The sequence below is a fragment of the Halobaculum halobium genome (assembly GCF_030127145.1).
Taxonomy (GTDB): domain Archaea; phylum Halobacteriota; class Halobacteria; order Halobacteriales; family Haloferacaceae; genus Halobaculum; species Halobaculum halobium.
This window is the reverse complement of record NZ_CP126158.1, coordinates 2,275,528-2,298,371: the sequence shown is the minus strand read 5'-3', so window position 1 is coordinate 2,298,371 and position 22,844 is coordinate 2,275,528. Positions and strand designations below refer to the sequence as shown.

Sequence of the window (22,844 nt, the reverse complement as noted above, 5' to 3'; positions counted from 1 at the left end):
CTCAGGCGTCGAACTCGGTCAGCTCCGAGCGCTGTGCCTCCTCGCCGGCGTCCTCGGCCTCGTGGGCGTCGGCGTAGGCCGTGCGGTACCGGTTGATCTTGCGTAGGAGGATCAACGCGAACACGCCGTCGAACAGCGCGATGTAGACGAACGACGACGCCAGCGACGGCAGTCCGACGAACGCGTTCAACGCGGCCGAGCCGATCCCGACAGTGGAGTTGTACGTGGCGTGGATGAGTGCTGCGATGATCAGCCCCTTCACGACGATGGGGCCGCGGTTCTCGGGGTTGAACTTCGCCAGTCCGAGGTAGTAGCCCGCGAACGCCGAGTAGATGACGTGGCCCGGTCCGGCGAGCGCGCGGGTGAACGTGATCCCGCCGCCGATCCCGATCAATCCCAGTCCCAAATCGAGGCCGGTCTGTTCGATGCCGCGGGAGATGTACAGCGCGTTCTCGATGAACGCGAAGCCGAGCCCCGCCATCGCGCCGTACACCGCGCCGTCGAGCACCGAATCGAAGCTGTCGTGCCCGTAGGCGTACAGTCTGACCGCGAGCAGCTTCACGGTCTCCTCGACGGGCCCGACGATCAGGAAGAAGAACAGCACCGTCCCGATGAAGCCGATCGGGCGGAAGTACGGCTGGGCGACGGAGTTGAGGATCGCCGCGAAGTTCGCGGTGAGCACGCCGAGCAGGAACGTCGCGACGAGCAGCCCCAGCGGTTCGTTCGTGGTGACGTCCGAGCTGTACACGTACGCGGCCAGCGCCAGCGCCGGGATCGCCGACAGCAGCGTGAGCGCTCCGATCGCGGGGTTCGTCACCGCGGAGAACCCGCCGATCCCGATCAGCAGCAGCGCCGCGACGAGGATCGTTCCCCACCGGGCCGATCCGGAGAGGATCCGATAGACCGCGACGGCGAGTCCGTCAAGCGACGTTCGCTCCTCCCAGGTCGCCACGTCGTACAGGTCCACCGAGGAATCGGCCGCCTCCTCGATCGGATCAGTCCGCTCCTTCTTGGCCATCGTGTGTGGACTGCGAGACGCGCCGGCGACTTGGGTGTTATTGCGGACACGCTTCGATCGGCGGCCCTCGATCGATCGGGGACCGAGATCGAGCGAGGTCGGCCCCCAGTCGTCTCGCCCGCGACCGGTACGTTTGACACGCGCCGCGCCGAAGCCGCGGTATGCACTTCGACCCGCGCGAACAGGCAGCGCTTCGCGAGGTCGGGCTCGACGCCGACGACCTCCGCACTGCCTCCGACCTCATCGCCGACGCGGTCGGCGAGACCGCCGAAGACCTCGCCGCCTTCTTCGAGGACGGCGGGACGTACTACTCGGACATGGACACCGCACACGGCGACGGCGGCGTCCGCGAGCACGACGTGGACCACCTCGACGTGTACACCCACGCGGCAGACCTCAGGGGCTACCTGAAGTTCGACCGCTGGGGCGTCCCCGTCGAGGACGGTCGCGTGTTGACCGACGAGACGGTCGAGCTCACGCTCGGCGACACCGTGAACGACCGCGTACGCTTCGCGACCGATCCCGACGTGCTATGACCGGCGGCAACGGTGCCGGCGACGAGAGCGACGGCGGCGACGACCGAGACGACGCCGGGAGTCACCGCGTGCGCGTTCGGGGCATCTACGCGACGGCGCTCACGCAGTCGCTGCTTTCCGCCGGCCACGACGTGGTGCAGGCGAGCCCCCGATCCGCCGGCGCTTCGACGCCGACCTCCCCGCCGCCGACCACGACGCGAGCGTCGAGACGACCGACGACCGCCAGGGCGTCGGCGTCGCCGGCGAGCCCGCCGCCGTCGACGCGCTCCGGGATCACCTGCTCGACGCGGGGCTCGACGCGCTCGCGTGGGACGACCCCGCGCCGCTGGGCGCGGTGTTCGACGGCGTCGTCGACGAGACGCTCGGCGGCGGCGCCGTCATTCACCTCGGCGGGTCCGGGGCAGAGGGATACCTCCCGTTCGACAACGCCGACGGCTACGTCGGCGAGGACGACGTCCTCCGCGTGCAGGTGCTCGACCCGGCGGCCCCGTGGGAGGACGACCGCGCCGTCCTCGACACGCGGATCCGCGCGATGGCGGGGCTCGCGACGCTCGTCCCCGGCCGCGAGGGCGTCCGCGTCGACGGCGCAGACGACGCCGACGCCCGCGAACTGGCCGGCATGACCGATCTCCTCTCGGTCGACGTGCCCGACGGCTGGGGGATCGAGTGGAGTCGCGACGCCCGCGACGCGGACATGGACACCCTCGGCGACGCGCTGACGCGGGCGAGTGACCACGCACGGACGCTCGACGGCGCGCTGGAGGATCCGCAGGGCGAACCCGGGCTGCTGGCCGCGCCGACGGCCGGCGCGTGGGTGTGGTTCGGCCGCGAGTGCCGCTTCGCGCTCGACGACCTGCGCCGCGAGGTGACGACGACGATGCCCGGCCACCACCGCACGAAAGCCGCCTCTCGGTCGGCCTCCGCCGGCGTCGACCTCGCGGAGGCGCTCGTCGCGTCGGGCAAATTCGCGCACGACCCCGACGACGACACCGACTTCCCGTTCGGCGTCGTCGCCGACCAGTTCGGCCCGCACGTGGGCGACCGCGTCGCCATCGGCCACGGGAAACCCGACGGCCGGCTCATCGTCCTCGGGCGCGGCGAGGTGACCGATCTCGACCCCTCCGACGGCTCGCTCACGCTCGAGCGCCGGATGACCGCCGGCGGCAGCTACGACGCGCTCGAGGCGCGCCGGGAGGCGGGCGACGTGGCGACGACGACGTTCCGCGAGGGGCGCTGGTGGTACCCGACCGTCTACCGAGACGAGGACGGCGACCGGAAGGGGACCTACGTGAACGTCTGCACGCCCGTCGAGGCGTTCCCCGACGCGGTGCGGTACGTCGACCTCCACGTCGACGTGGTGAAACACGGCGACGGCCGCGTCGAGCGCGTCGACGACGACGAACTCGACGAGGCGGTCGAGCGCGGCGAACTCACCGAGGAGTTGGCGGAGAAGGCGCGGAGCGTGGCGACGGCGCTGGAGCGGGCGCTGTAGCGCTACTGTTCTGTGGGGGTGTCCCCTCCCGCATCACTCGATTTCTCGGATCACTCGCGCGGGGTTGCCGCCGACGAACGTGTCCGCGGGCACGTCGCGGGTCACCACCGCGCCGGAGCCGATCACCGCGCGGTCGCCGACGGTGACGCCCGGATTCAGGACGGCCTGACCGCCGATCCACACGTCGTCGCCGACGGTCACCGGCTCGCCGGACTCCCTCCCGCGTCGCTCCTCGGCGTCCATCGGGTGGGTGGCGGTGTAGACGTGGACGCCCGGTCCGAGTTGACAGTGGTCGCCGAACGCGACTGGCGCCACGTCGAGGATCACGCAGTCGAAGTTGGCGAAGAACTCGTCGCCGACGGCGATGTTGTCGCCGTAGTCGCAGCGGAACGGCGGCTCGACGGCGACGCCGTCGCCGACCGCGCCGAACAGCTCCGCGAGGAGGTCGCGGCGGCGGTCGGACTCCTCGGGCTCGGTGTCGTTGTACTCGCTCGTGAGGGTTCGCGCGTGTCGTCGGGCGGCGACTAACTCGGGGTCGTCGGGGTCGTAGGGCTCGCCGGCCACCATCCGCTCGCGTTCGCTCGGCACGCATGAACCGGCGGTTGCCTGGGTGAAAGCGGTACCGCCGCGGCCGCCTCAGAAGTGGTCCGACGACTCCGTCGAGTACTGGAGGTCGCCGCCGCGGCCGCCCTCAACGGTGCTGGAGCCCATCTCGCCGGTGTCGGGCACCTTCACGTGGACCTCCTCGACTTCGTCGAAGTCCATGATCAGGTCCCGTTTGATGTTCTGTGCGGTGATGTCGGAGATGCCACAGCCCGAGCAGGTGCCGCCGAGCTCGACGACGACGACGCCCTCCTCGGCGTCCGCCTCGCGCACGACGCTCGTCCCGCCGTGCATCTGGATGATCGGCATCTGTCCGACCATCCACGTCTCGACGCGCTCCGCGAGGTCGCTCATTACGTTGTCTTGGTCGCCGGAGGGTTGAAAGCTTGCGGTTGCGGGACCCGCCGACCGCCCGGAAGAAACACCCTCACGGTCGTTGCGGACGGATCGCGCATCCGGGGGCGATTCACGCCCCGCCGCCGTTCGCGTCGTCCCCGGCGTCGGTCACATCGCCGCCGCTGTTGCCGCGACGACCCGATCGCCGCCAGGCGAGCGCGGCCGCGACGCTCGCGGCGATGCCCACACCCCCGACCGCGCTGGCGACGCCGAACCCCGGGGCGGCTGCGCTGGAGTCCGTCGTGTCCGGGGGCGTCCCTCCAGGTTCGGACGCGGTGTCTCTGTCCGTCAGCGTCGGCCCGGTCGTCGGTGCCGACGTGGTCCCGGCGGCTTCCCACTCCAGCAGCGATCGGTCGCCGCCGACGCCCGCGCGGTCGGGGAACGTCCACAGCCCGGCGGGTGCGCCGTCGCGTGTGCCCATCGACGGCGCGAGGAAGTGCTCCCCGGAGACCGCGAGCACGGCGCCCCAGAATCGGGTCGACCCCGGGTCCGCCCACCACGTCTCCTCGACCGGATCGGCCGGGTCGGACACGTCGTGGCGCTTCACGCCGCCCTGATACCACGAGGTGTACAGCGTGTCGTCGGTCAGGTCCAGGTTGTGAGCGGTCGTCCACGTCCCCCTGAATCTCGGGTCGGGCGAGGGCGGCGGGTCGATGCTCGCCAGGCGCGTCGGGGTCGACGGGTCTGACACGTCGTACAGGTCGACGCCGCTGGGTCCCCCCAGGAGGTCGCCGTCGCGCTCGACGGCCCAGCTCTCTCGACCGACCGCGAGGGTGTCGCCGCCGGGGGCGAGCACGGCGACGTGGTGGTTGCCCGGCGGTACGGTTCCCTCCCGGGGCGGCGGGTCGCGCAGGTCCGCCGGGTCGCCGGCGTCGACGACCCCCAGTAGCCTCGGGTCCGCCGGGTCTGACACGTCGAGGAGGTACGTCCCGGCGTCCCAGTAGGCGGCTGCGGCGACGCCGTCGCGAACGGTCACGTCGTGGATCGGTCGGAGCCTGCGCGGTACGTCGCGCCACGACTCGTCAGCGTTGAACAGCGACCAGCGAGCGACCTCCGCGCCGGCCGCCACGTCGACGACGACGAGCGCGTTGTCGGCCGCTCCGTTGCCCGTGAGATAGCAGTGACGGCCCGCGAGGTCGGCGTTGTGGATCGGGAAGTCGGTCCCGTAGAACCCCGTCTCTCGCGGGGCCGCCGGGTCGGAGACGTCGACGACGAGCACCCCGTGGAGCGCGTCCTCGCGGGGATTCGCGGGACCCACGATCACGAGCCGGTCGCCCGAGACCGCCGCGTCGTTGAGCCCGCGTAGCGGACCGCCGTCACGGTCGGCGAGGAGGTCGCGACGCTCGGCGAGTACCGTCGGGGCGGTCGGATCGGAGACATCGACCGTCGCGTAGCCGTCGCCGAGGGCGAGGTACGCGACCATCCCGTCCGCGGAGGCGACGGCCTCGCGGGTTCCCGCCACCTCAACGGAGCCGAGGGGACCGTACGCGCCGGCGGTTCCGTCACCGTCCCCGGCCTCGGTGCCGCTACCGGAGCCCTCACCCGAGCCGTCGTCGCTGCCGTCGCTCTGCGGGTGTGCCTCCGCGCCGGTGACGGCAAACCGGCCCGCCAATGGACTGGCGATGGCGCCCGCGCCGAGGGCGGCTCCGGCGGCACGGAGGACGCGGCGGCGTCGCATACCGTTGTGGTCGGGACCGAGGCGGATATGGCTAGCGGCGAGCAGTGCGGGTCACCGCCTCGATCGAGTCAGGAGTCGGAGGGGACTGAACGAAGACTACGCGGTGCGCTCGCCGGTTCCGCCGGTGATCGCGGACGCGAGCGCGCCTTTGACGACCACGTCGTCGCCCATGTCGGTGATCCTGACGTCGGGGACGTTGACGAAGGTGGTCTCCTCCAGTCGCTCGCGGACTGGGTCGAGGATCAAGCCGGGGTTGTTGAGCGCGACGGCGCCGCCGACGCGCACCACCAGCGGGGCGTACGCGTTCGCGAGGTTCGTGAAGCCGATCACGTTCCAGTCGGCGACGCGGTCGACGACGTGGTCCGCGAGCGGGTCGGCGCCGTGGGCTTCGAACACGTCGACCGCGGAGAAGTCAGGGGCGCCCACCGGCATGTCGGTGGGGACGCCCTCGGCGTCCGCGAGGTACTTCGCGTACTCGGGGATGTTGTTCCCCGAACAGTACGCCTCCCAGTGGCCGTCGCGACCGCAGCCACACGTCATCGCGCCGTCGGGGTCGACGACCATGTGTCCGACTTCGCCGGCGTTGCCGTCCCACCCCGACAGCACGTGGCCGTCGACGCACACGCCGGCGCCCAGCCCCGACGAGATGGTGACGTACGCCATGTCGTCGGGGTTGCGGTCGCTGTGGAAGCGCTCGCCGATGACGCCCGCGATGGTGTCGTTGTGGAGGTGTACCTGTTCGGTGTCGAGCAGTTCAGAGAGCGGTCCGACCAGCGGGACGCGGCCGATGTCGGGGAGGTTCGCCGGGCCGTCGATGGCGCCCTCCGCCAGGTCGAGCGGGCCGATGGAGGCGACTCCGGCCGCCGTCGCGTCGGCTGGGTCGACGCCGACCGTCGCGCACGCCTCGCGGACGACGCGCAGGACGGCCTCGGTGATCGCGATGCCCGCCGTCCGCGGAGTGGCGGTCTCCGCACGCGCGAGGATGTCCGCGCGGTCGTTTCCGACGACGGCGCGGAGGTTCGTGGCCCCCAGGTCCACGCCCACGTAGTAGGCCATCACCACGGTGGTTCGGGCGGCCGCACTTACGGATACCGCTTTCTCACACGCGACCGAGTGAACGACCGTTCCGTCGCGGCGACGAGTGCGTCGCCGGTCGCGGGCGGACGGGTGATCCGATCGTCGAAGCGTGAGCCGTCACTCCTCGCGGACGAACGTCACCGGGCACGGTGCCGACAGCAGGATCTGCTGGGCCGTCGACCCGAAGACGGCCTTCCCCGTCGGGGACCGCTTGCGCCCGCCGACGAACACGCGGTCGGCGCCGACCCGGTCGGCCAGGCCGGCGATCGCTTCCCCGGGATCGCCGACGACGCCCTCGACCTGGAAGTCGACCCCGGCGGCCTCGATCGCCTTCGTCACGCGGCGGACGCTCCCCAGCCGGCGGGCGACGTCCGTCGGGGTGCCGTCGACGCCCTCCAACCGCGCGAGCGCCTCGTCGACGTCCGACTGGCTCTCGAACACGTGAGCGACGACGATGTCCGCACCGGTCTGGGTAGCCAGGTCGATCGCCTCCTGGGTCATGTAGTCGAGTCGGTCACCGTCGTCGCGCTTCACCGTCAGCAGGATCGTTTCGATGCTCATAGCTCCAATACTCCCCCCGACGTGAAAAGGGTAGTGCTTATTTACTCAGGTTCGAAGAAATGTTTATCACGGTCTGAAACGCCCGCGTCCGACGTGCTCGGCGAGTTCGAGCGCGACGTTGCCAGCGGGATGGTCGCGTCGCTGGCGGGGAGAGCACACGGGACCGCGGCAGAAGCGAGCGCCGTCGCGGAGAGTCAGTAGTCGGGGGCGTCGTCCTCGACGTCGCGCTTCATCGAGTCGCGGCGCGACTTGGCGTCGCGACCCGTCGCGTCGAGGAGGAACGAGTTCTTCGCGTCGACCGCGTCGGCGGCGGCGTCGGCGTTCCCCTCGGCGATGACCTCCTCGGCGGGGCGCTCCTCGAAGTGGACGGCCAGCTTGTCCTTCTTCCCCGAGTACGACGCCGCGCCGGCCACGATGCGTTCGAACACCGGGTTATCGGGGTCCTCGACGACGTACAGCTCGTGACCGTTGAACTCCTCGGTGCCCGCAACCCGGCCGAACCGCTCTTCGATCTCGGCTTTGAGATCGGGCATCCGATCTTCGAGGTGCTCACCGCGACGCATCTTGTACTGCTTCATGCCCGTCCGTTTGCCCGGGTCCGGTAAACACGTTTCGTCAGCCGCCGCTGCGACGCCGCTGTCCGCCCTGCTACTGTCTCTCGCGCTCCTCGATGTACCCCCGCTTGCACTCTGGACAGATGTCGCCGGCCCGCATCGAGGAGGCGCCGACGGCTTCGTTGTTCCCGCAGTCCGGACAGACGTAGACGGTGTCCGCGCGGTCGACGGTCGTCTGCAGGTCGACGGTCGAGGGAGAGCGACCGGCGTCGTCACCGCCCGACCCGGTCCCGTCGTCGGCGCCGGGGGCGCTGCCGCCGGCGTCGCCGGAACCGACTCCGGGCGATTGTCCGCCTGCGACCGCGTCGGCGTCCGAATCCGCCTCGATGAACTCCACGTCCTCCTCGTTCGCCACCTCGGTATCGACCTGCGGCGTGAGGTTGCCGTCGACGGAGACGCCAGCGTCGTCGTCGCCGAGCTCGGCGTCGTACCCCTCGTCCTCGGCGGCCTGTTCGGGCCACCCTCCGGGGCCGTCGCCGTCGATGAACTCCACGTCTTCGTCGGCCGGCTCGGCCGCCACGCCGGATTCGTCGGCTCGCTTCGCGTCCGGGATCACGTCCGTTCGCGCCTCGTTGGCGGCGGCGTCCTCGGTCGCCGCGTCGTCGTCGACGCCGATGAACTCCACGTCCTCGTCTTCGCCCTCCGCCGGGCTGTGTGGCCGCTCGGCTTCGGGCCACTCAGTCGGTTCGCGGTCGCCCTCGGACCTGTCGCCCTCGGCGCCGTCGTCCCGGCGGTTCGCGTCTGCGTCGGGCCACTCGCCGTGTCCGCGACCCTGTGTGGTCCCGTCGGCGTCGCCCGCGTCGTCCGCGTCGATGATCTCCGCGTCCTCCTCGACGTCCGGATCGACGTCGTCGTCGATCGGCTCCGCGTTCGGGTGGTCGAATCCGTCGTCGTCCGTCGCGTTGGATTCGGCCGCCGTCACCGGTTCGTCAGCCGGTACCGATTCGTCAGCTGATACTGGTTCATCAGCCGGTATCGATTCGTCAGCCGGTACCGATTCGTCAGCCGATGCCGGTTCGTCGGCCGACACCGGTTCCTCTGCTGTCGGGTCGGGTGCTGTCGGATCAGCTGCCGTCGGGTCGGCCGCCGTCCCGTCTACGGCGTTCTCCCCGCCGATCGCCGCCGATCCGTCGGCGCGATCGGACTCGGCGACTGTCTCGGACGTTGCGTCGCCCCGGCTCCGGTCGGCCGACGTCACCTCCTTGTTCTCGGAGACCACGCGCGTCTCGCCGCAGCGGCTGCACTCTTTCACCTCCGTGATCGTGGTGATGACCTCGTCCCCCCGCACCTCGCGGTCCCGTTCCGTCCTCGGCTCCGAGAAGTCGTGACCGAGGAGACACCTGAGTCCCATTGTACCTACGAATCGTCTTAGTGTATAAAAGAGTTCGCTCGCGTCGGACGCGTGGCACGCGCGCCCGGGCGCCCACTGGGGCCCCGTGGACGACTCTCGCCGCCGGTACACGTAAGCCGTCCCCGAGCGATCGCTCAGGCATGAGGGTGCCGCCCGAGTTCCGCGACAGGGACGACACGCAGGTGGCGGTTCTCGACGCGCTCGTCGGACGTGCCGACGACGGCATGACCGTGCTGGAGCTGCGGTCGGGCGTCGACGCGACGATCGACGAGGTGGAAGACGCGCTCTCGGAACTGAAGACGGCCGGGTTGATCGAGGTGGAGCAGGCGGACGGGCGGGTCCGTATCTATCCCGACGAACGCGCGGTCCCGGACCCGGGCGAGCAGGTCGACGACGACCCCGGGCTGCTCGAGACGATCCGCCGACGGCTCGGGCTGTGAACGCCGCGCCGTCCGGACCGCCACCGCCGACGCCGCTTCCGCTCCTCTTTTGCCGCACGCGGGCCTGCGTGCGGGTATGAGTCTCGTTGCCGACGTGCACGCCGACCACGGCGCTACATTCACCGACCGCGGCGGCCGCGAGGTCGTCGCCGACTACGGCCGGCCGGACAGCGCCGCCCGGGCCGTCCGCAACGGCGTGGGCGTGATCGAGATGGGCTACGGCGTCGTGGTCGTCGAGGGCGACGACCGCGTCGAGTTCGTCGACAACGCCGTCTCCAACCGAGTGCCCGCCACCGACGGCGAAGGCTGTTACGCGCTGCTGCTCGACCCGCAAGGCGCCGTTGAGACGGAGCTGTTCGTCTACAACGCCGGCGAGCGCCTCCTGCTGTTCGTCCCCCCGGACCGCGCGGATCCCCTCCTCGAGGAGTGGGAGGACAAGATTTTCATCGACGACGTGGAGCTCCGGGACGCCAGCACCGACTTCGGTGTCTTCGGCGTTCACGGTCCGACCTCGACCGAGAAGATCGCCTCCGTGCTCAACGGCGCCGGCTCCCCGGAGCCCGGGCTCACGTTCGTCCGTGGCCGGATGGACGACGTGGGCGTCACGGTGATCGCGAGCGACAGCCCCACCGGCGAAGAGGGGTACGAGGTCGTCTGTGCCGCCGACGAGGCCGAGCACGTGTTCGACACCCTGCTGACTCGCGGGCTCAACGCGGCCCCCTTCGGCTACGCGACGTGGAACACGCTTACCGTGGAGGCCGGAACGCCGCTGTTCGAGACGGAGCTTCGCGGGCGGCTCCCGAACGTCGCCGGCGTCCGCTCGGCCGTCGACTTCGAGAAGGGCTGCTTCGTCGGGCAGGAGGTCGTTTCGAAGGTCGAGAACCGGGGACGCCCGAGCAAGCAGCTCGTCGGGCTCCGACCCGATGCGCTCCCGGAGGAAGGCGCGGCTCTCTTCGCAGGAGACACCGCCGTCGGCGAGGTGACCCGCGCAGTCGAGTCGCCGTCGCTCGACGCGCCGATCGCGCTGGCGTACCTCGACTTCGACGCCGACGGAGGCGACCTGACCGTGCGCGTCGACGGTGACGACGTCGCCGCCGAGCGCGCCACGCTCCCGTTCGTGGAGGGGAGCGGGCGCTCGGGACGGCTGCCGACGTACCCCGAGACCGCCGAGCAGGCGTAACACGGAGCCAGCACGCTGCGGCGGTTCCGACGCCCCGCGGCCGTACGAGCGGGACTCCGGCCCCGACGCTCGGCCGACCGAGTTCGAGGACTTCCGGGGTCATCGCCACGGACGTACCTGTCAAACCAACGACGGCGGGCTCACTGGCGACGACCAGAGCCTACGAGAACAGCTTCTTGAGGTGTTCCCGCGAAAAGAACGAGCTCGGCTCGTCCATGTGGACTCCGATCTCCCCGGAGAGCGCCCACAGGCCCGCCCGCTGCACCGGCTCCGGAAGCGAGTACGCGCGGCGGATCCAGTGGCCGAAGCGGATCTCCTGTTCGAGTTCCGCCCGCCACCCAGACTCGTAGCGCGCGAGCGTGTTCGGGTCCTCGGGATCGATCACGTCCGCCGCCACGTCGGCCGCGCGCATGCCGTAGAGAATACCGCCGCCGGTGAACGGCTTCGTCTGTGCGGCCGCATCGCCCAGCAGGAAGCCCCGAGTCGCGACGGTCCGTTCGGGCGGTCCGATGGGGATGGCACCCGAGCAGAAGCGGTCTGTCTCCACGTTGTATTCGGTGGTCAGGCGGTCGAACAGTTCGTTCACCTCGTGCCCAGGGGGCGCCGCGAGGCCGTATTCGACGCCGGCGTCGCCGCGCGGAATGCGCCACGCGAAGAAGCGCGGTGCGGTGAGGTGCACGTCCACGTAGTCGCCGTGATCCGTTTCGTCGGAGAACGCGAGCACGCCGTGAAGCGTCTCGTCGGGCTCGGGGAGGTCGAGCTGCCTGCGCACCCGTGACACCGGACCGTCCGCCCCGGCGACCATCCGGGCCTCGAACGTCACCTCGTCGCCGCCGACGCTGGCGGTCACCTCGACGTATCCAGCCCGCTCCTCGACGCTCGTGACGGTGTGGCCCTCCCGGACGTCGGCGCCTGCCTCCCGGGCGGACTCGGCGAGCGTGCGATCGAGTTCGACGCGGTCGATGACGTTGGAGATCTCCTCGCGTTTGTAGAAGCGGCGCGACGGGGAGTCGGGACCGCCGACGTGGAAGTCGGCGCCGTACACGCGATTCTGGTGCAGGCGTTCCTTCGCCTCATCGGGGACGTACTCCCAGACGTCCGTCGAAACGTGCCCCGAGCAGGCCAGCGGCTCGCCGACCGTCCCCTTCTCCAAGGCGAGCACGTCGTAGCGGGCCTCCGCGGCCCGGCGGGCGAAGCGGGCGCCCGCGGGGCCGACGCCGACGACGACGAAGTCGTACATACCCTCTGGTTCTCGCGGACCGAGATATATCTCGTGGGTCGTGTCGTCGAGAACTGGATCCCGAGGAGTCTCCCACGATCATCGCGGTCGCGACGCTCCGTATCGGTGGCTGGCAGGCGACCCGTGGTCCCGCAGTCCGCGTGGGTGGGTCACGCTCCCGCTGTGGCCCGCGCGGACGATCCGTTACGTCACGGGGGCGCTGGTCCCGCCATCCGAGTTGAATCTACGGGAGCACGGCGAGTCCGCGGGCGGTCTGATCTCGGGTGCGCTCGGGCCAATCCACGTCGATCTCGGTCCACGAGTCCCCGCCGTCGACGCTGCGGTACAGCCCGCGATTCGACAGCGCGTAGAACGCTCCCGGATCGCCAGCCGCGAGCACCGGTCGGGTGACTCCATCGCCGAGCGGGAGTCCACGGCCGTCGAGTCGCTCCCAGTCGTCGAGTCCCGTTCGTCGGAACACGTACGTCTCCGCGGTTTCGGCCGCGTGTGCCTCGCGCGCGCCGCGCGCCGCCGAGACGAGGACGCGCGCTGGATCGCCGGCGTCGACGGCGACGCTCCAGCAGTAGGTGCGGTCGAGGCCGTTCTGCGGGTGCGTCCACGTTTCCCCGGCGTCGACCGTCTCGGCGTAGCCGTCGCCGGCAGCGGTCCAAACGCGCCCCGGCGCGTCGGGGTGGGTCGCCATCGAGTGGGTGTCCCGCCGGGACCCCGAGACACGGTCATCCCACGTCTCGCCGGCGTCGCGGGTGGTCACGAGCGCGCCCGCCTCGACGGCGACGTACAGGCGGTCTGGAGCGTTCGGGTCCGGCTCGATCCACCGGACGTGGTGGGTGTGCGGTCGCGGCGGAAACGCCCACTCGTCGCTGGACGGGAGGTCAGCGAGGCCGCCGCGGTGCTCCCACGTGTCGCCGCCGTCGGTCGAGCGGTACGCCCGGGAGGGCTCGGTCCCGGTCCATATCTCGCCGGGATCGTGTGGGGACACGGTCGCCGCCGTCACCGCGTCCTGCTCGATAGAGTCGGCGCCGACGCGGTCGAACGTCTCGCCGGCGTCTAGCGAGCGCCACAGCCCCGAGTCGACGGTACCGACGAACACGCGGCCGGGCGCGTCGTCGTGGACGGCGACGCATTCGAGCGCGCGGCCGTCGAGATCGTCCGCGGTCGTCGCCGCCCCCGTCTCCGGGTGGATCGCGAGGAACCGGTCCCGCATGGCGGCGTACACGGTCGTCATGGCTCGCCGTTCGCGGCGCGGCGACAAAAGCTCCGGCGGCGAAGGAAATGGGTCGAACGCCCGACTCAGTCGTCGGTCGCGGGCGCCTCGACCGCTTCGCCCTGGTCGGCTCCCTCCTCGCCGTCCACGTCGGTCGCGTCGGCCGCGAGCGCGGGCATCCGACGGTCGCTGCGTGGCCCCTCGGCGTCCACCTTCGGGAGGTAGTCGCGGAGGTACCGACCGGTGTGGGATTCCTCGATCCGCGCGACGTCTTCGGGCGTTCCCTCGGCGACGACCTCGCCCCCGCCGTCGCCTCCCTCGGGACCCAGATCGACGATGTGGTCGGCGTTCTTCACCAGATCGAGTTCGTGCTCGATGACGACGACCGTGTTCCCCTTCGTCGTGAGCCGGTGGAGCACGTCGATGAGCTTGCGCTCGTCGGCCTTGTGCAGGCCGGTCGTCGGCTCGTCGAGCAGGTAGAGGGTGTCGCCGGCGTCCTTCTTCCCGAGTTCCTCGGCGAGCTTCACGCGCTGGGCCTCCCCGCCCGAGAGCGTGGTGGAGGGCTGACCGAGCCGCATGTAGTCGAGCCCCACGTCCTTCAGGAGACCGAGGCGGCGTTCGAGGCCGGAGTGGGACTGGAAGAAGTCGTACGCCTCCTCGACGCTCATGTCGAGCACGTCGGCGATCGTCTTCCCCTTGTACGTCACGTCGAGCGTCTCGTCGTTGTAGCGAGCGCCACCGCACTCCTCGCAGGGGACGTGCACGTCCGACAGGAAGTTCATCTCGATCTTGACGGTCCCCTGCCCGCCGCACTCCTCGCATCGACCGCCCTTGACGTTGAACGAGAACCGCCCCTTGGCGTAGCCGCGTTGGTTGGCGAGTTTCGTCTCCGCGAACAGTTCGCGGATGTAGTCGAACACGTCGGTGTACGTCGCGGGGTTCGACCGCGGCGTGCGGCCGATGGGCGACTGGTCGATGAGGCGCACGCCCTCGATGTTGTCCATCCCCGCGATCCGGTCGTGCTCGCCGGGGTCGACCTCGGTGTTGTCGTTCATCTCTCGGGCGAGCCCCTTGTACAGCACGTCGTGCATCAGGGTCGACTTCCCGGAGCCGGAGACGCCGGTGATGGCGGTGAACAGCCCGACCGGGATGTCCACGTCCACGTCCTTGAGGTTGTGCTGGCGCGCGCCCTCGATCGTGAGCGCGGCGTCGCGCTCGCGGCGGTCGCTCGGCACGTCGACGACCTCGCGACCGGCGAGGTAGTCGCCCGTCACCGACTCGTCGGTCTCGACGATGTCGTCGAAGTCGCCCTGAGCGACGATCTCGCCGCCGCGCTTGCCCGGGCCGGGTCCGATGTCGATGATGTTGTCGGCCCGGCGCATCGTCGCCTCGTCGTGCTCGACGACGAGCAGCGTGTTTCCGAGATCGCGCAGCCCCTCCAGCGTGTCGAGCAGCCGGTCGTTGTCGCGCTGGTGGAGGCCGATGGATGGCTCGTCAAGGACGTAGAGGACGCCCACGAGTCCGGAGCCGACCTGCGTCGCCAGCCGAATCCGCTGGCTCTCGCCGCCCGAGAGCGTCGACGCCTCGCGGTCGAGCGTGAGGTACTCAAGGCCGACCTCCTCCATGAAGCCGAGGCGCGCGCGGATCTCCTTGAGGATCTCCGTGGCGATGGTGCGCTCGCGCTCTGTCATCGTCTCCTCCATCCCCTCGAAGTGGTCGAGCGCGTCGCCGATCGACAGCTCGTTCACGTCGGTGATCGACGTGCCGTCGACGTAGACGGACCGCGACTGGGGCTTCAGACGCGTCCCCTCGCACTCGGGGCAGGTGGTGACGGCCATGAACTCCTCGATGTGCTCGCGCGTCCGGTCTGAGTCGGTCTCGACGTGGCGTCGCTCCAGGTTCGGTATGACGCCCTCGAAGCGCTGGGTCTTTCGGCGGACCCCGTTCTTCGTCTGCTGTTCGAACTCGACCTCCTCGTCGGTGCCGTAGAGGAACTGGCGCCGCTCGGCCTCGGACAGGTCCTCGAACGGCGTCTCCACGCCGACGCCGAAGTGGTCGGCGACGTTGTCGAGGCGGGTTCGGTAGTACGAGCGGTTGTAGCTCCACGGCTCGAACACGTGTTTGATCGGCTGGCTCGGGTCCGTGACGACGAGGTCCTCGTCGACCTCCTTGGTCGAGCCGATCCCCTCGCACTCGGGACAGGCCCCGTGGGGGGAGTTGAACGAGAACGAGCGCGTCTCGATCTCCGAGAAGTCGATGCCGCAGTGGGTACACGCGAGGTCCTCGGAGAACTCCACGACGAGGCGGTCGTCCCCGTCGCCCGCGAGGTCCCCCGTCGACCGCGACTCGTTGCCGCCGAGACCGAGATCGCCTTCCTCGGGCGGGTTCGGGAGGATCAGCTTCAGCGTGCCCTCGGCCTCCTCGAGCGCGGTCTCGACCGAGTCGGTGATGCGCGAGCGGTCCTCCTCGCGGACCTTCACGCGGTCGACGATCACGTCGATCGTGTGATCGTAGTTCTCGTCCAACTGGGGGCGATCCAGCGAGAGGTCGAACTGCTCGCCGTCGACCTCGACGCGCGAGTAGCCGTCGGCGACGAGCTCGTCGAACAGGTCCTCGAAGGCGCCTTTCTGGTCGCGAACGACCGGCGCGGCGATCTTCGCGCGAGTTCCCTCCGGCAACTCGAACACCCGACGGGCCATCTGCTGGGCCGACTGCTCGCCTACCTCGCGGCCGCACTCGGGGCAGTGGGGGTGGCCGACCCGAGCGTACAGCAGCCGCAGGTAGTCGTGGAGCTCCGTCACCGTCCCCACGGTCGAGCGCGGGTTGTTCGCGGCGTTCTTCTGATCGATGGAGATCGCCGGCGAGAGTCCCTCGACGCTCTCGACCTGCGGCTTGTCCATCTGCCCGAGGAAGTTCCGGGCGTACGCCGACAGCGACTCGATGTACCGCCGCTGACCCTCGGCGTAGACGGTGTCGAACGCGAGCGACGACTTGCCCGACCCCGAGAGGCCGGTGACGACGGTGAACTGCTCGCGGGGGATCTCCACGTCCAGGTCCTTGAGGTTGTTCTCCTCGGCGCCGCGGACCTCGATGAACTCCTTGGGCACTACAGGCCACCCCGCGATCGGGAGGTGAGTCGGTGACGCACGGCTCTGCCACTCATTACGACCGACCTGGGGTCGGAACCACTTAACGGGCGCGTCATCCGGCCCCCACGGTGCTCCCGAGGGTTCAAATACGGGAACGGGACCAGTCGTCGTGTGACCTGACCAGGGACGTCGGGGATCGAGGCGTGCGAGGCCGACGGACAGAGGCCTCGATGCGAACGGCGGGAGCCGCGAGTGCGCGCGGTCCGTCCCCGATGGACGGTTGTGCGGGGACCGCCTGTCAGCCAACCAAGCCGCGCACGAGGCCGCCGACCGCGCCGCCGACGAGGGCGGTCCCGACAGCGACGGTAACGGGCGCCGTCATCTCGGTTGCGACCGCGATGGCGTCGGGCCCAACGAGCGCCAGGTGTCCGACCGCGACGGCGAGCGAGAGCAGGCCGAACGCGACGCCGGCGGCGACACCCCGGACAGTCGTCCGCTGTGGGAGCGCGACTAGCGCCGCGCCCGCGACCAGCCCGAGCCAGTGGGCCGAGGCGAGACCGAGTCCGACGCCCACTGCCAGCGCCGTCGCGACCCACCGGGTCCGACGGTCGCCAGCGGCGGTCACTCGTCGTCACCTCCGGCGAACCGCACTGTGAGGTCACCGCGCATGGCCCGGTCCATGGGCTTGAGCTCGCCGTTCGCCCAGAGGGACAGCTGGTCGTCGTAGCTGTCACTGTAGACGTTCCCGTCGTTGCCGCCGGGCAGGATACACCGCGAGGTCTCGCCGTCTTGCGGACAGACCTGTCGCCAGCTGCTGCCCGCGCCGGCCTCAACGCGGAAGTTGAACAGCGTCGCCGCCGAGCCGTCGGTCGGGTAGCGCGGGTAGTTGAGGAACGACTGGTCGAACGGGTGATCGATCCGGGTGCGGTTGTAGTCGCGGTACAGCTCCCACCCCTCGGACTCGATCCGCCCGAGCGCCTTCTCGAAGGCGTCCGCCGCGGCGGCCGCACGCCCGCCGTCGAACCACTCGTCGCCGAGCGTCGCGAGTACCCACTGGTTCGGAGCGTACGCCGACGCGTCGCGCCGGCCGTCGAGATCGTCGAGGGCGTCGGCGACGAACCGACCCTCGTACGCGTCGAGGAAGTGGACGAACAGCAGCGGTGCGCGAGCGTCCCGAGCGGCCTCGCCATCCCAGTCGAGAACCGTGTCGAGCTCGTCGCGAGCCCCCCCAGAGAGTTCGCTCCGCGCCTCCTCTAGGACCTCGCGGTAGTGGTCTACCCGGCCGTCGCGGACGTCGCGCTGGAGGTCGCGCATGTCCCCGGGAGTCACGGTGCCGCCGTCGACGAGCGCGTCGAGGCGGTTCCACAGCCGGATCCCGCGGAACGGCTCGCTGTAGTCCGTCGCGAGGTAGTACGGGTACTGTGCGTCGTCGACGATCCGTTGGTTCGCCGTGCCGACGTACGCCGGCGAGTCGTCGTGTGGCATCTCGTCGTAGGGGATGAACCCCTCCCACGACGACTCCCCGTACGGCGTGTAGCCCGCCCACTCGCCCTCGCGGGCGGAGCCGTCGAAGACGCGCGTTCCAGGCACCACCTCGCCGTCGGTCCGACGGATGGGCACCTGCCCCGTTACGCGGTAGCGGACCGACCCGTCTCGCCCCGCATAGACGAAGCACTGCGCTGGTTCGTCGAACTGGCGGAGGGCCTCGTCGACGTCGTCGCCGCCCCGGGATCGGTTCAGCGCGAGGATCGCGTTCGTCGTCCGCGTCGCAGAGAGGCCGGTCCACGCGACGCCGACCTCGTCCCGAAACGCGTCGCCGCCGGCGTTCGCACCCAGCACCGCCCCGTGTACAGATTTCTTCACCGCGATCTCCTCGTCGGACGCGTCGGCGACCTCGATGGTGCGCCGTTCGACGTCGAACGAGCGCCAGCGCTCGCCGTGGCGATACTCGGCGCCGTCGGCGCGGGTCTCGTACTCGTAGAGATCGATCACGTCGCAGCCGGCGTTTGTGAACCCCCACGCGCCGCGGTCGTTCTCGCCGATGACCACGAAGGGAACCCCCGGGAAGGTGACCCCGCGGACCTGGTACTCCGGGTGCCGAAGCACCTGCTCGTACCACACCGGCGGGGCCATCAGCGTCAGATGCGGGTCGTTGGCCATCACGGGGTCGCCGCTTGCGGTGTGTTCGCCGGCGACGGCCCAGGAGTTCGAGCCGATCCACGGGGCCGGCTCGTTCTCGGCGAGAAAGCCGTCCAGCGACGGGTCGGTCGCCAGGGCCGCCCGCGAGGCGTCGTCGCCTCCGTCGGGCGGCGGCGATCGGGCGGCGGCGCCCGACGGGACGTCCCAGTCGTCAGTCGCCCCCGTGTGTCCGAGGATCGCCGCGTCGTGGTCGAGGCGGTTCGGCATGAGCGTCTCCGCCGCCTCCGGACCCAACTCCGCGCGGAGCGTCTCCCTGCGGAGGGTTCGGAAGCTCCCCGTGAGCGCCCACGCGATCTGCTTCTCGGCGAGCATCACGTCGGACGGCGTCCACGGAGCGGGTTCGTAGTCGAGCAGTTCGAACTCGACTGGGAGTGGAAGGTCGTCGCGAGCGCGGTTCACGCCCTCGCAGTACGCCTCGACCTGCGAGGCCACCTCCGTGTCGGCGACGAGGTCCCACGTCGCGTCGGCCGCGGCCGCGAAGTCCATTCTGACGTGGAACCGGTCGGAGTCGAGCGTCGCCTCCCCGACGACCGCAGAGAGCTGCCCCCGCATCTGGCGCCGCTGGAGGTCCATCTGGAACAGTCGATCCGCGCCGTGTGCGTACCCGGCCGCGAACGCGAGGGCGTCCTCGTCGTCGGCCGCGACCCGCGGGACCGCGTCGTCGTCGTACCGGAGCGTCGCCTCGCCGTGCGGGCTTTCGACTCGTGCGGGCGGATCGTCGTCGGCCGCCTCCCACGCTCCGCCCGAGAGCGGCGCGAACGCGGAGAGGTACCCGCGAACCGGCCCGAGGAACCCGCCGCCGACGGCGCCGCCGGCGACGGCCGCAAGCAGGGCGCGCCTCGTCGGCTCGCCTGAACGTTCGGTCATGACCGACCACGAGCGTGTGCCAGTATAAGTTCTTGCGCAACGGCGGAAAGATTCATAACCATGGGTGTAGTTGTCACGGTTGTCAATGCCAGACACGAAGCGCGGACGCGAACGGCAGGGGCGCAAGAAGCTCGAGCAGCTGGAACAGGAGCTCACACAGCGAGAGATCGAGACGCTCGACGCCGACGACGCGCTTCCGGAGTATCCTCCAGAGGACACCGGCTCCGATCTGCTGTCCGCGCCGCCGCAGGAAGCGGAGTGACCGCGAGGCTGCGCGAAGAACCGCCTTTTTGCCGCACGGTCACCAACTCGACGTGATGACCGAACGCGCGACGTACGCCACCGTCTACCTCGGCGCGCAGCTTTCGGCGACTGAGTCAGCGTTGGATCTCGACTGGGCCGACGACGCCGGGGACCGAACCGACGACCACGAGTTCGAGGTGTCGACCGACGACCCCCGCGAAGCGTACCTGGAGATTCAGGCGTTCGACGTCGCCGAGTACGGTCACGAGGTACTCGTGAACGGAGACCCCCTCACCGGGTTCGACATCCCGCCGAACGAGGGGTGGCAACTGTGGAGTGACACCGTGACCGGTGTCGACCTCCGCGAGGGGACGAACACGCTGGCGGTCGCGCGCGACACGGACACCGACGACGCCTTCGCCGTCGGGACGGTCCGCGTACACTGGAAAGCGGCCGTCGACGGGTTCCGGTCGAAGGGGCCAGTCGACGAGTAGCGGGCGGCGCAGCGTGTATATAAACAGGCCTTCGTGTCGGGTTTGGTCGGTCGGATTTCTCGTGGATATTGTCACCAGTTAACACCCGTGATGGCGTTGCTGTACTGCGTTTTCTTCAAACCGCCCGGTCGCGACCCCGGTGAACCGCAACCACACGAGACCCAAGGCTTTATGTAGAATCACAACCTCATTCACTCCTGTACATGAGCCAGCGACGAATGCAGGGTCAGCCCATGATCATTATGGGTGAGGACTCTCAGCGAGTGAAGGACAAAGACGCGCAAGAATACAACATCTCCGCGGCGCGTGCCGTCGCCGAGGCCGTTCGTTCGACGCTCGGCCCGAAAGGAATGGACAAGATGCTCGTCGACTCGATGGGCGATGTAACCATCACGAACGACGGCGTCACCATCCTCCAGACGATGGACATCGACAACCCGACGGCCGAGATGATCGTCGAGGTCGCCGAGACTCAGGAGGACGAGGCCGGCGACGGGACGACGACGGCCGTCGCGATCGCGGGCGAACTCCTCAAGAACGCCGAGGACCTCCTCGAACAGGAGATCCACCCGACCGCGATCATCAAGGGCTTCCACCTCGCGAGCGAGCAGGCCCGCGCCGAGGTCGACGACATCGCGACCGCCGTCGACCCCGACGACGAGGAGCTGATCACGAAGGTCGCCGAGACCTCCATGACCGGCAAGGGCGCAGAGCTCGAGAAGGAGGTCCTCGCCGACCTCATCTACCGCGCCGTCAAGCAGGTCACCGTCGAGGCCGACGACGGCTCTCACGTCGTCGATCTGGAGAACATCTCGATGGAGACTCAGACCGGCCGCTCGGCCGGCGAATCCGAGCTTCTGCAGGGCGCAGTCGTCGACAAGGATCCGCTCCACGACGACATGCCCTCGGCGGTCGAGGACGCGAACGTCCTCCTGCTCAACGACCCCATCGAAGTCGAGGAGGCCGACGTGGACACGCAGGTGTCCATCGACTCGCCCGACCAGCTCCAGCAGTTCCTCGACCAAGAGGAGGACCAGCTCAAGGAGAAGGTCCAGCAGATCAAGGAGACGGGCGCGAACGTCGTCTTCTGTCAGAAGGGCGTCGACGACCTCGCCCAGCACTACCTCGCGAAGGAGGGCATCCTCGCGGCTCGCCGCGTGAAGAAGTCCGACCTCGGCTTCCTCAAGAACATCCTCGGCGGCAACATCGTCTCCGACCTCGACTCCGCGACCGCGGCCGACCTCGGTCACGGCTCGGTGTCGCGTGACGACGCCGACGAGCTGTTCTACGTCGAGGGCGGCGCCGACGCCCACGGCGTCACGCTGCTGCTGCGCGGCTCGACCGACCACGTCGTCGACGAGCTGGAGCGCGGCGTCCAGGACGCGCTCGACGTCGTCTCCACGGCCGTCTCGGACGGCCGCATCGTCGCCGGCGGCGGCGCCATCGAGGTCGAACTGGCCTCCCGCCTCCGCGACTTCGCCGACTCCGTCGAGGGCCGCGAGCAGCTCGCCGTCGAGGCGTTCGCCGACTCGCTGGAGCTGGTCCCGCGCGTGCTCGCCGAGAACGCCGGGCTCGACTCCATCGACACGCTGGTCGACCTTCGCGCCGCTCACGAGGCGGGCGACGAGACGGCCGGCCTGAACGTGTTCTCCAGCGACATCGAGGACACCTTCGACGCGGGCGTCGTCGAGACGGCCCACGCCAAGGAGCAGGCGCTCTCCAGCGCCACCGAGGCCGCGAACCTCGTCCTCAAAATCGACGACATCATCGCCGCGGGCGACCTGTCCACCGGCGGTAACGACGACGAGGAGGGCGGCGCGCCCGGCGGCGGTATGGGCGGCATGGGCGGTATGGGCGGCATGGGCGGCGCGATGTGAGACAGGCCACAGCCAACCTCACTCGCCGCCAGCCGACCGTCGTCTCGCCTTCGACCAAACTATCGACTTCTTTCGACGTCGCGACCGAGGAGCGACGGTTCCATCGGTAGCGACGCCGGAGCGCGTCAGCAGATCGCGTAGTACGGGTACAGCTCCCCGTCGGCCGTGATCTCGACGTACACGTTGCCGTGGCACTTCGACGTCTCGATCGTGACCGACTCAGTCGCGTTCAGCGCGGTCGCCTCGACGGTGAACCGTTCGATCCCGTCGGGGTCCGCCTCGGCGGTGTCGTAGATGGCCTGCTCCCCGCCCGCGGCGACGTCATAACTTCCCTCGTGCACGGTCTCGTTGGTCGCCTCGCGAACGACCGTCACGTTGATCCGCACGCTCTGATTCCACTCGTTCTCCACAGTGATGGAGTGGCTGGCGTCCGGCTGTTCGGAGGCGTACTCCGTCCCGGGCGGCGTGTACGTCGGCGTCTTGTCGGGCGGCGTCGGCGACGCTGTCGGCGTGGGCGTCGCGGTGGCCGTCGGCGTCTCGTCTGTGGTCGGCTCCGTCCCCGGTGCCGGACCCCCGAGGCAGCCGGCCGTGACGATCACGACGACGAGAAGGGCCATCAGCGGCGTCGATCTGGAGGGCATGACGCTCCGTCGTACGACGCGCCTCGGAAAGTGCCTTCTGGAGA

Annotated in this window: 20 protein-coding genes and 1 pseudogene; 7 read left to right on the top strand and 14 right to left on the bottom strand. The window is 69.9% G+C overall.

What is annotated here, in order from left to right; translation table 11 throughout:
- Nucleotide 1: 1 nt before the first annotated feature.
- The gene (locus P0Y41_RS11965) at nucleotides 2-1,018 is read right to left on the bottom strand and encodes a PrsW family intramembrane metalloprotease (RefSeq protein ID WP_284061557.1); all 1,017 of its coding nucleotides are present in this window, start codon (nucleotides 1,016-1,018) and stop codon (nucleotides 2-4) included.
- 161 nt (nucleotides 1,019-1,179) lie between these two features.
- Between P0Y41_RS11965 and P0Y41_RS11960 the strand changes: the two genes are divergently transcribed.
- Both P0Y41_RS11960 and P0Y41_RS11955 read left to right on the top strand, forming a co-directional pair.
- A complete protein-coding gene (locus P0Y41_RS11960; protein ID WP_284061556.1) occupies nucleotides 1,180-1,554 on the top strand; it encodes a DUF7532 family protein in 375 nt (124 codons plus the stop codon).
- Nucleotides 1,551-3,046 (top strand): annotated as a pseudogene (locus P0Y41_RS11955) (ribonuclease FAU-1 family protein). Before P0Y41_RS11960 ends, P0Y41_RS11955 begins: the two are co-directional and overlap by 4 nt.
- Nucleotides 3,047-3,079: 33 nt before the next feature.
- On the opposite strand, the gene P0Y41_RS11950 reads toward P0Y41_RS11955, so the two are convergent.
- From P0Y41_RS11950 to P0Y41_RS11920, 7 genes are all read right to left on the bottom strand, one after another.
- Complete coding sequence (locus P0Y41_RS11950) at nucleotides 3,080-3,634, bottom strand: sugar O-acetyltransferase (protein ID WP_284061555.1); 555 nt, start codon at nucleotides 3,632-3,634, stop codon at nucleotides 3,080-3,082.
- A 48-nt stretch (nucleotides 3,635-3,682) separates the two neighbouring features.
- On the bottom strand, nucleotides 3,683-4,003 hold the full coding sequence (locus P0Y41_RS11945) for a NifU family protein (RefSeq protein WP_222606848.1): 321 nt from the start codon (nucleotides 4,001-4,003) through the stop codon (nucleotides 3,683-3,685).
- 112 nt (nucleotides 4,004-4,115) lie between these two features.
- A complete protein-coding gene (locus tag P0Y41_RS11940) occupies nucleotides 4,116-5,723 on the bottom strand; it encodes an LVIVD repeat-containing protein (protein WP_284061554.1) in 1,608 nt (535 codons plus the stop codon).
- A 96-nt stretch (nucleotides 5,724-5,819) separates the two neighbouring features.
- Nucleotides 5,820-6,779, bottom strand: coding sequence for an ROK family protein (locus P0Y41_RS11935; protein WP_284061553.1), 960 nt, complete (start codon nucleotides 6,777-6,779; stop codon nucleotides 5,820-5,822).
- A 138-nt stretch (nucleotides 6,780-6,917) separates the two neighbouring features.
- A complete protein-coding gene (locus tag P0Y41_RS11930; RefSeq protein WP_284061552.1) occupies nucleotides 6,918-7,361 on the bottom strand; it encodes a universal stress protein in 444 nt (147 codons plus the stop codon).
- Nucleotides 7,362-7,555: 194 nt separating this feature from the next.
- The gene (locus tag P0Y41_RS11925) at nucleotides 7,556-7,939 is read right to left on the bottom strand and encodes a DUF5611 family protein (RefSeq protein WP_284061551.1); all 384 of its coding nucleotides are present in this window, start codon (nucleotides 7,937-7,939) and stop codon (nucleotides 7,556-7,558) included.
- Nucleotides 7,940-8,009: 70 nt separating this feature from the next.
- Entirely contained in the window at nucleotides 8,010-9,326 is a 1,317-nt protein-coding gene (locus P0Y41_RS11920) for a DUF7093 family protein (protein WP_284061550.1), read from the bottom strand.
- Nucleotides 9,327-9,466: 140 nt separating this feature from the next.
- Between P0Y41_RS11920 and P0Y41_RS11915 the strand changes: the two genes are divergently transcribed.
- Both P0Y41_RS11915 and ygfZ read left to right on the top strand, forming a co-directional pair.
- Nucleotides 9,467-9,766: a DUF6432 family protein gene (locus P0Y41_RS11915; RefSeq protein ID WP_284061549.1), complete on the top strand. Its 300-nt coding sequence runs from the start codon at nucleotides 9,467-9,469 to the stop codon at nucleotides 9,764-9,766.
- Between the two features lie 76 nt (nucleotides 9,767-9,842).
- Nucleotides 9,843-10,946 (top strand): CAF17-like 4Fe-4S cluster assembly/insertion protein YgfZ, encoded by a 1,104-nt coding sequence (ygfZ, locus tag P0Y41_RS11910; RefSeq protein ID WP_284061548.1) that lies wholly within the window; start codon nucleotides 9,843-9,845, stop codon nucleotides 10,944-10,946.
- Nucleotides 10,947-11,106: 160 nt separating this feature from the next.
- On the opposite strand, the gene P0Y41_RS11905 is transcribed toward ygfZ, so the two are convergent.
- From P0Y41_RS11905 to P0Y41_RS11885, 5 genes are all read right to left on the bottom strand, one after another.
- A complete protein-coding gene (locus tag P0Y41_RS11905) occupies nucleotides 11,107-12,186 on the bottom strand; it encodes a geranylgeranyl reductase family protein (protein ID WP_284061547.1) in 1,080 nt (359 codons plus the stop codon).
- A 223-nt stretch (nucleotides 12,187-12,409) separates the two neighbouring features.
- Nucleotides 12,410-13,411, bottom strand: coding sequence for a WD40/YVTN/BNR-like repeat-containing protein (locus P0Y41_RS11900; RefSeq protein WP_284061546.1), 1,002 nt, complete (start codon nucleotides 13,409-13,411; stop codon nucleotides 12,410-12,412).
- A 65-nt stretch (nucleotides 13,412-13,476) separates the two neighbouring features.
- Complete coding sequence (gene uvrA, locus P0Y41_RS11895; RefSeq protein ID WP_284061545.1) at nucleotides 13,477-16,497, bottom strand: excinuclease ABC subunit UvrA; 3,021 nt, start codon at nucleotides 16,495-16,497, stop codon at nucleotides 13,477-13,479.
- A 280-nt stretch (nucleotides 16,498-16,777) separates the two neighbouring features.
- The gene (locus P0Y41_RS11890) at nucleotides 16,778-17,104 is read right to left on the bottom strand and encodes a hypothetical protein (protein ID WP_284061544.1); all 327 of its coding nucleotides are present in this window, start codon (nucleotides 17,102-17,104) and stop codon (nucleotides 16,778-16,780) included.
- The gene (locus P0Y41_RS11885) at nucleotides 17,101-19,545 is read right to left on the bottom strand and encodes a penicillin acylase family protein (RefSeq protein ID WP_284061543.1); all 2,445 of its coding nucleotides are present in this window, start codon (nucleotides 19,543-19,545) and stop codon (nucleotides 17,101-17,103) included. Before P0Y41_RS11885 ends, P0Y41_RS11890 begins: the two co-directional genes overlap by 4 nt.
- Before the next feature lie 85 nt (nucleotides 19,546-19,630).
- On the opposite strand from P0Y41_RS11885, the gene P0Y41_RS11880 reads away from it, so the two are divergent.
- The 3 genes from P0Y41_RS11880 to thsB all read left to right on the top strand — a co-directional run bounded on the left by P0Y41_RS11880 (nucleotide 19,631) and on the right by thsB (nucleotide 22,159).
- A complete protein-coding gene (locus P0Y41_RS11880; protein ID WP_284061542.1) occupies nucleotides 19,631-19,807 on the top strand; it encodes a hypothetical protein in 177 nt (58 codons plus the stop codon).
- A gap of 55 nt (nucleotides 19,808-19,862) precedes the next feature.
- A complete protein-coding gene (locus P0Y41_RS11875; protein WP_284061541.1) occupies nucleotides 19,863-20,282 on the top strand; it encodes a DUF7383 domain-containing protein in 420 nt (139 codons plus the stop codon).
- 233 nt (nucleotides 20,283-20,515) lie between these two features.
- Nucleotides 20,516-22,159, top strand: coding sequence for a thermosome subunit beta (thsB, locus tag P0Y41_RS11870; protein ID WP_284063412.1), 1,644 nt, complete (start codon nucleotides 20,516-20,518; stop codon nucleotides 22,157-22,159).
- Nucleotides 22,160-22,284: 125 nt separating this feature from the next.
- On the opposite strand, the gene P0Y41_RS11865 is transcribed toward thsB, so the two are convergent.
- Complete coding sequence (locus P0Y41_RS11865) at nucleotides 22,285-22,800, bottom strand: hypothetical protein (protein ID WP_284061540.1); 516 nt, start codon at nucleotides 22,798-22,800, stop codon at nucleotides 22,285-22,287.
- Nucleotides 22,801-22,844 lie beyond the last annotated feature (44 nt).

Excerpts from the sequence above, each read along its gene's own strand:
- P0Y41_RS11965 (WP_284061557.1), bottom strand. The coding sequence starts at position 1,018 with ATGGCCAAGAAGGAGCGGACTGATCCGATCGAGGAGGCGGCCGATTCC.
- P0Y41_RS11865 (WP_284061540.1), bottom strand. The coding sequence starts at position 22,800 with ATGCCCTCCAGATCGACGCCGCTGATGGCCCTTCTCGTCGTCGTGATC.
- thsB (WP_284063412.1), top strand. The coding sequence starts at position 20,516 with ATGATCATTATGGGTGAGGACTCTCAGCGAGTGAAGGACAAAGACGCG.
- P0Y41_RS11960 (WP_284061556.1), top strand. The coding sequence starts at position 1,180 with ATGCACTTCGACCCGCGCGAACAGGCAGCGCTTCGCGAGGTCGGGCTC.
- P0Y41_RS11920 (WP_284061550.1), bottom strand. The coding sequence starts at position 9,326 with ATGGGACTCAGGTGTCTCCTCGGTCACGACTTCTCGGAGCCGAGGACG.
- P0Y41_RS11930 (WP_284061552.1), bottom strand. The coding sequence starts at position 7,361 with ATGAGCATCGAAACGATCCTGCTGACGGTGAAGCGCGACGACGGTGAC.
- P0Y41_RS11915 (WP_284061549.1), top strand. The coding sequence starts at position 9,467 with ATGAGGGTGCCGCCCGAGTTCCGCGACAGGGACGACACGCAGGTGGCG.
- P0Y41_RS11925 (WP_284061551.1), bottom strand. The coding sequence starts at position 7,939 with ATGAAGCAGTACAAGATGCGTCGCGGTGAGCACCTCGAAGATCGGATG.
- P0Y41_RS11885 (WP_284061543.1), bottom strand. The coding sequence starts at position 19,545 with ATGACCGAACGTTCAGGCGAGCCGACGAGGCGCGCCCTGCTTGCGGCC.
- P0Y41_RS11940 (WP_284061554.1), bottom strand. The coding sequence starts at position 5,723 with ATGCGACGCCGCCGCGTCCTCCGTGCCGCCGGAGCCGCCCTCGGCGCG.
- P0Y41_RS11880 (WP_284061542.1), top strand. The coding sequence starts at position 19,631 with ATGCCAGACACGAAGCGCGGACGCGAACGGCAGGGGCGCAAGAAGCTC.
- ygfZ (WP_284061548.1), top strand. The coding sequence starts at position 9,843 with ATGAGTCTCGTTGCCGACGTGCACGCCGACCACGGCGCTACATTCACC.
- P0Y41_RS11875 (WP_284061541.1), top strand. The coding sequence starts at position 19,863 with ATGACCGAACGCGCGACGTACGCCACCGTCTACCTCGGCGCGCAGCTT.
- P0Y41_RS11905 (WP_284061547.1), bottom strand. The coding sequence starts at position 12,186 with ATGTACGACTTCGTCGTCGTCGGCGTCGGCCCCGCGGGCGCCCGCTTC.
- P0Y41_RS11900 (WP_284061546.1), bottom strand. The coding sequence starts at position 13,411 with ATGACGACCGTGTACGCCGCCATGCGGGACCGGTTCCTCGCGATCCAC.
- P0Y41_RS11935 (WP_284061553.1), bottom strand. The coding sequence starts at position 6,779 with ATGGCCTACTACGTGGGCGTGGACCTGGGGGCCACGAACCTCCGCGCC.
- P0Y41_RS11945 (WP_222606848.1), bottom strand. The coding sequence starts at position 4,003 with ATGAGCGACCTCGCGGAGCGCGTCGAGACGTGGATGGTCGGACAGATG.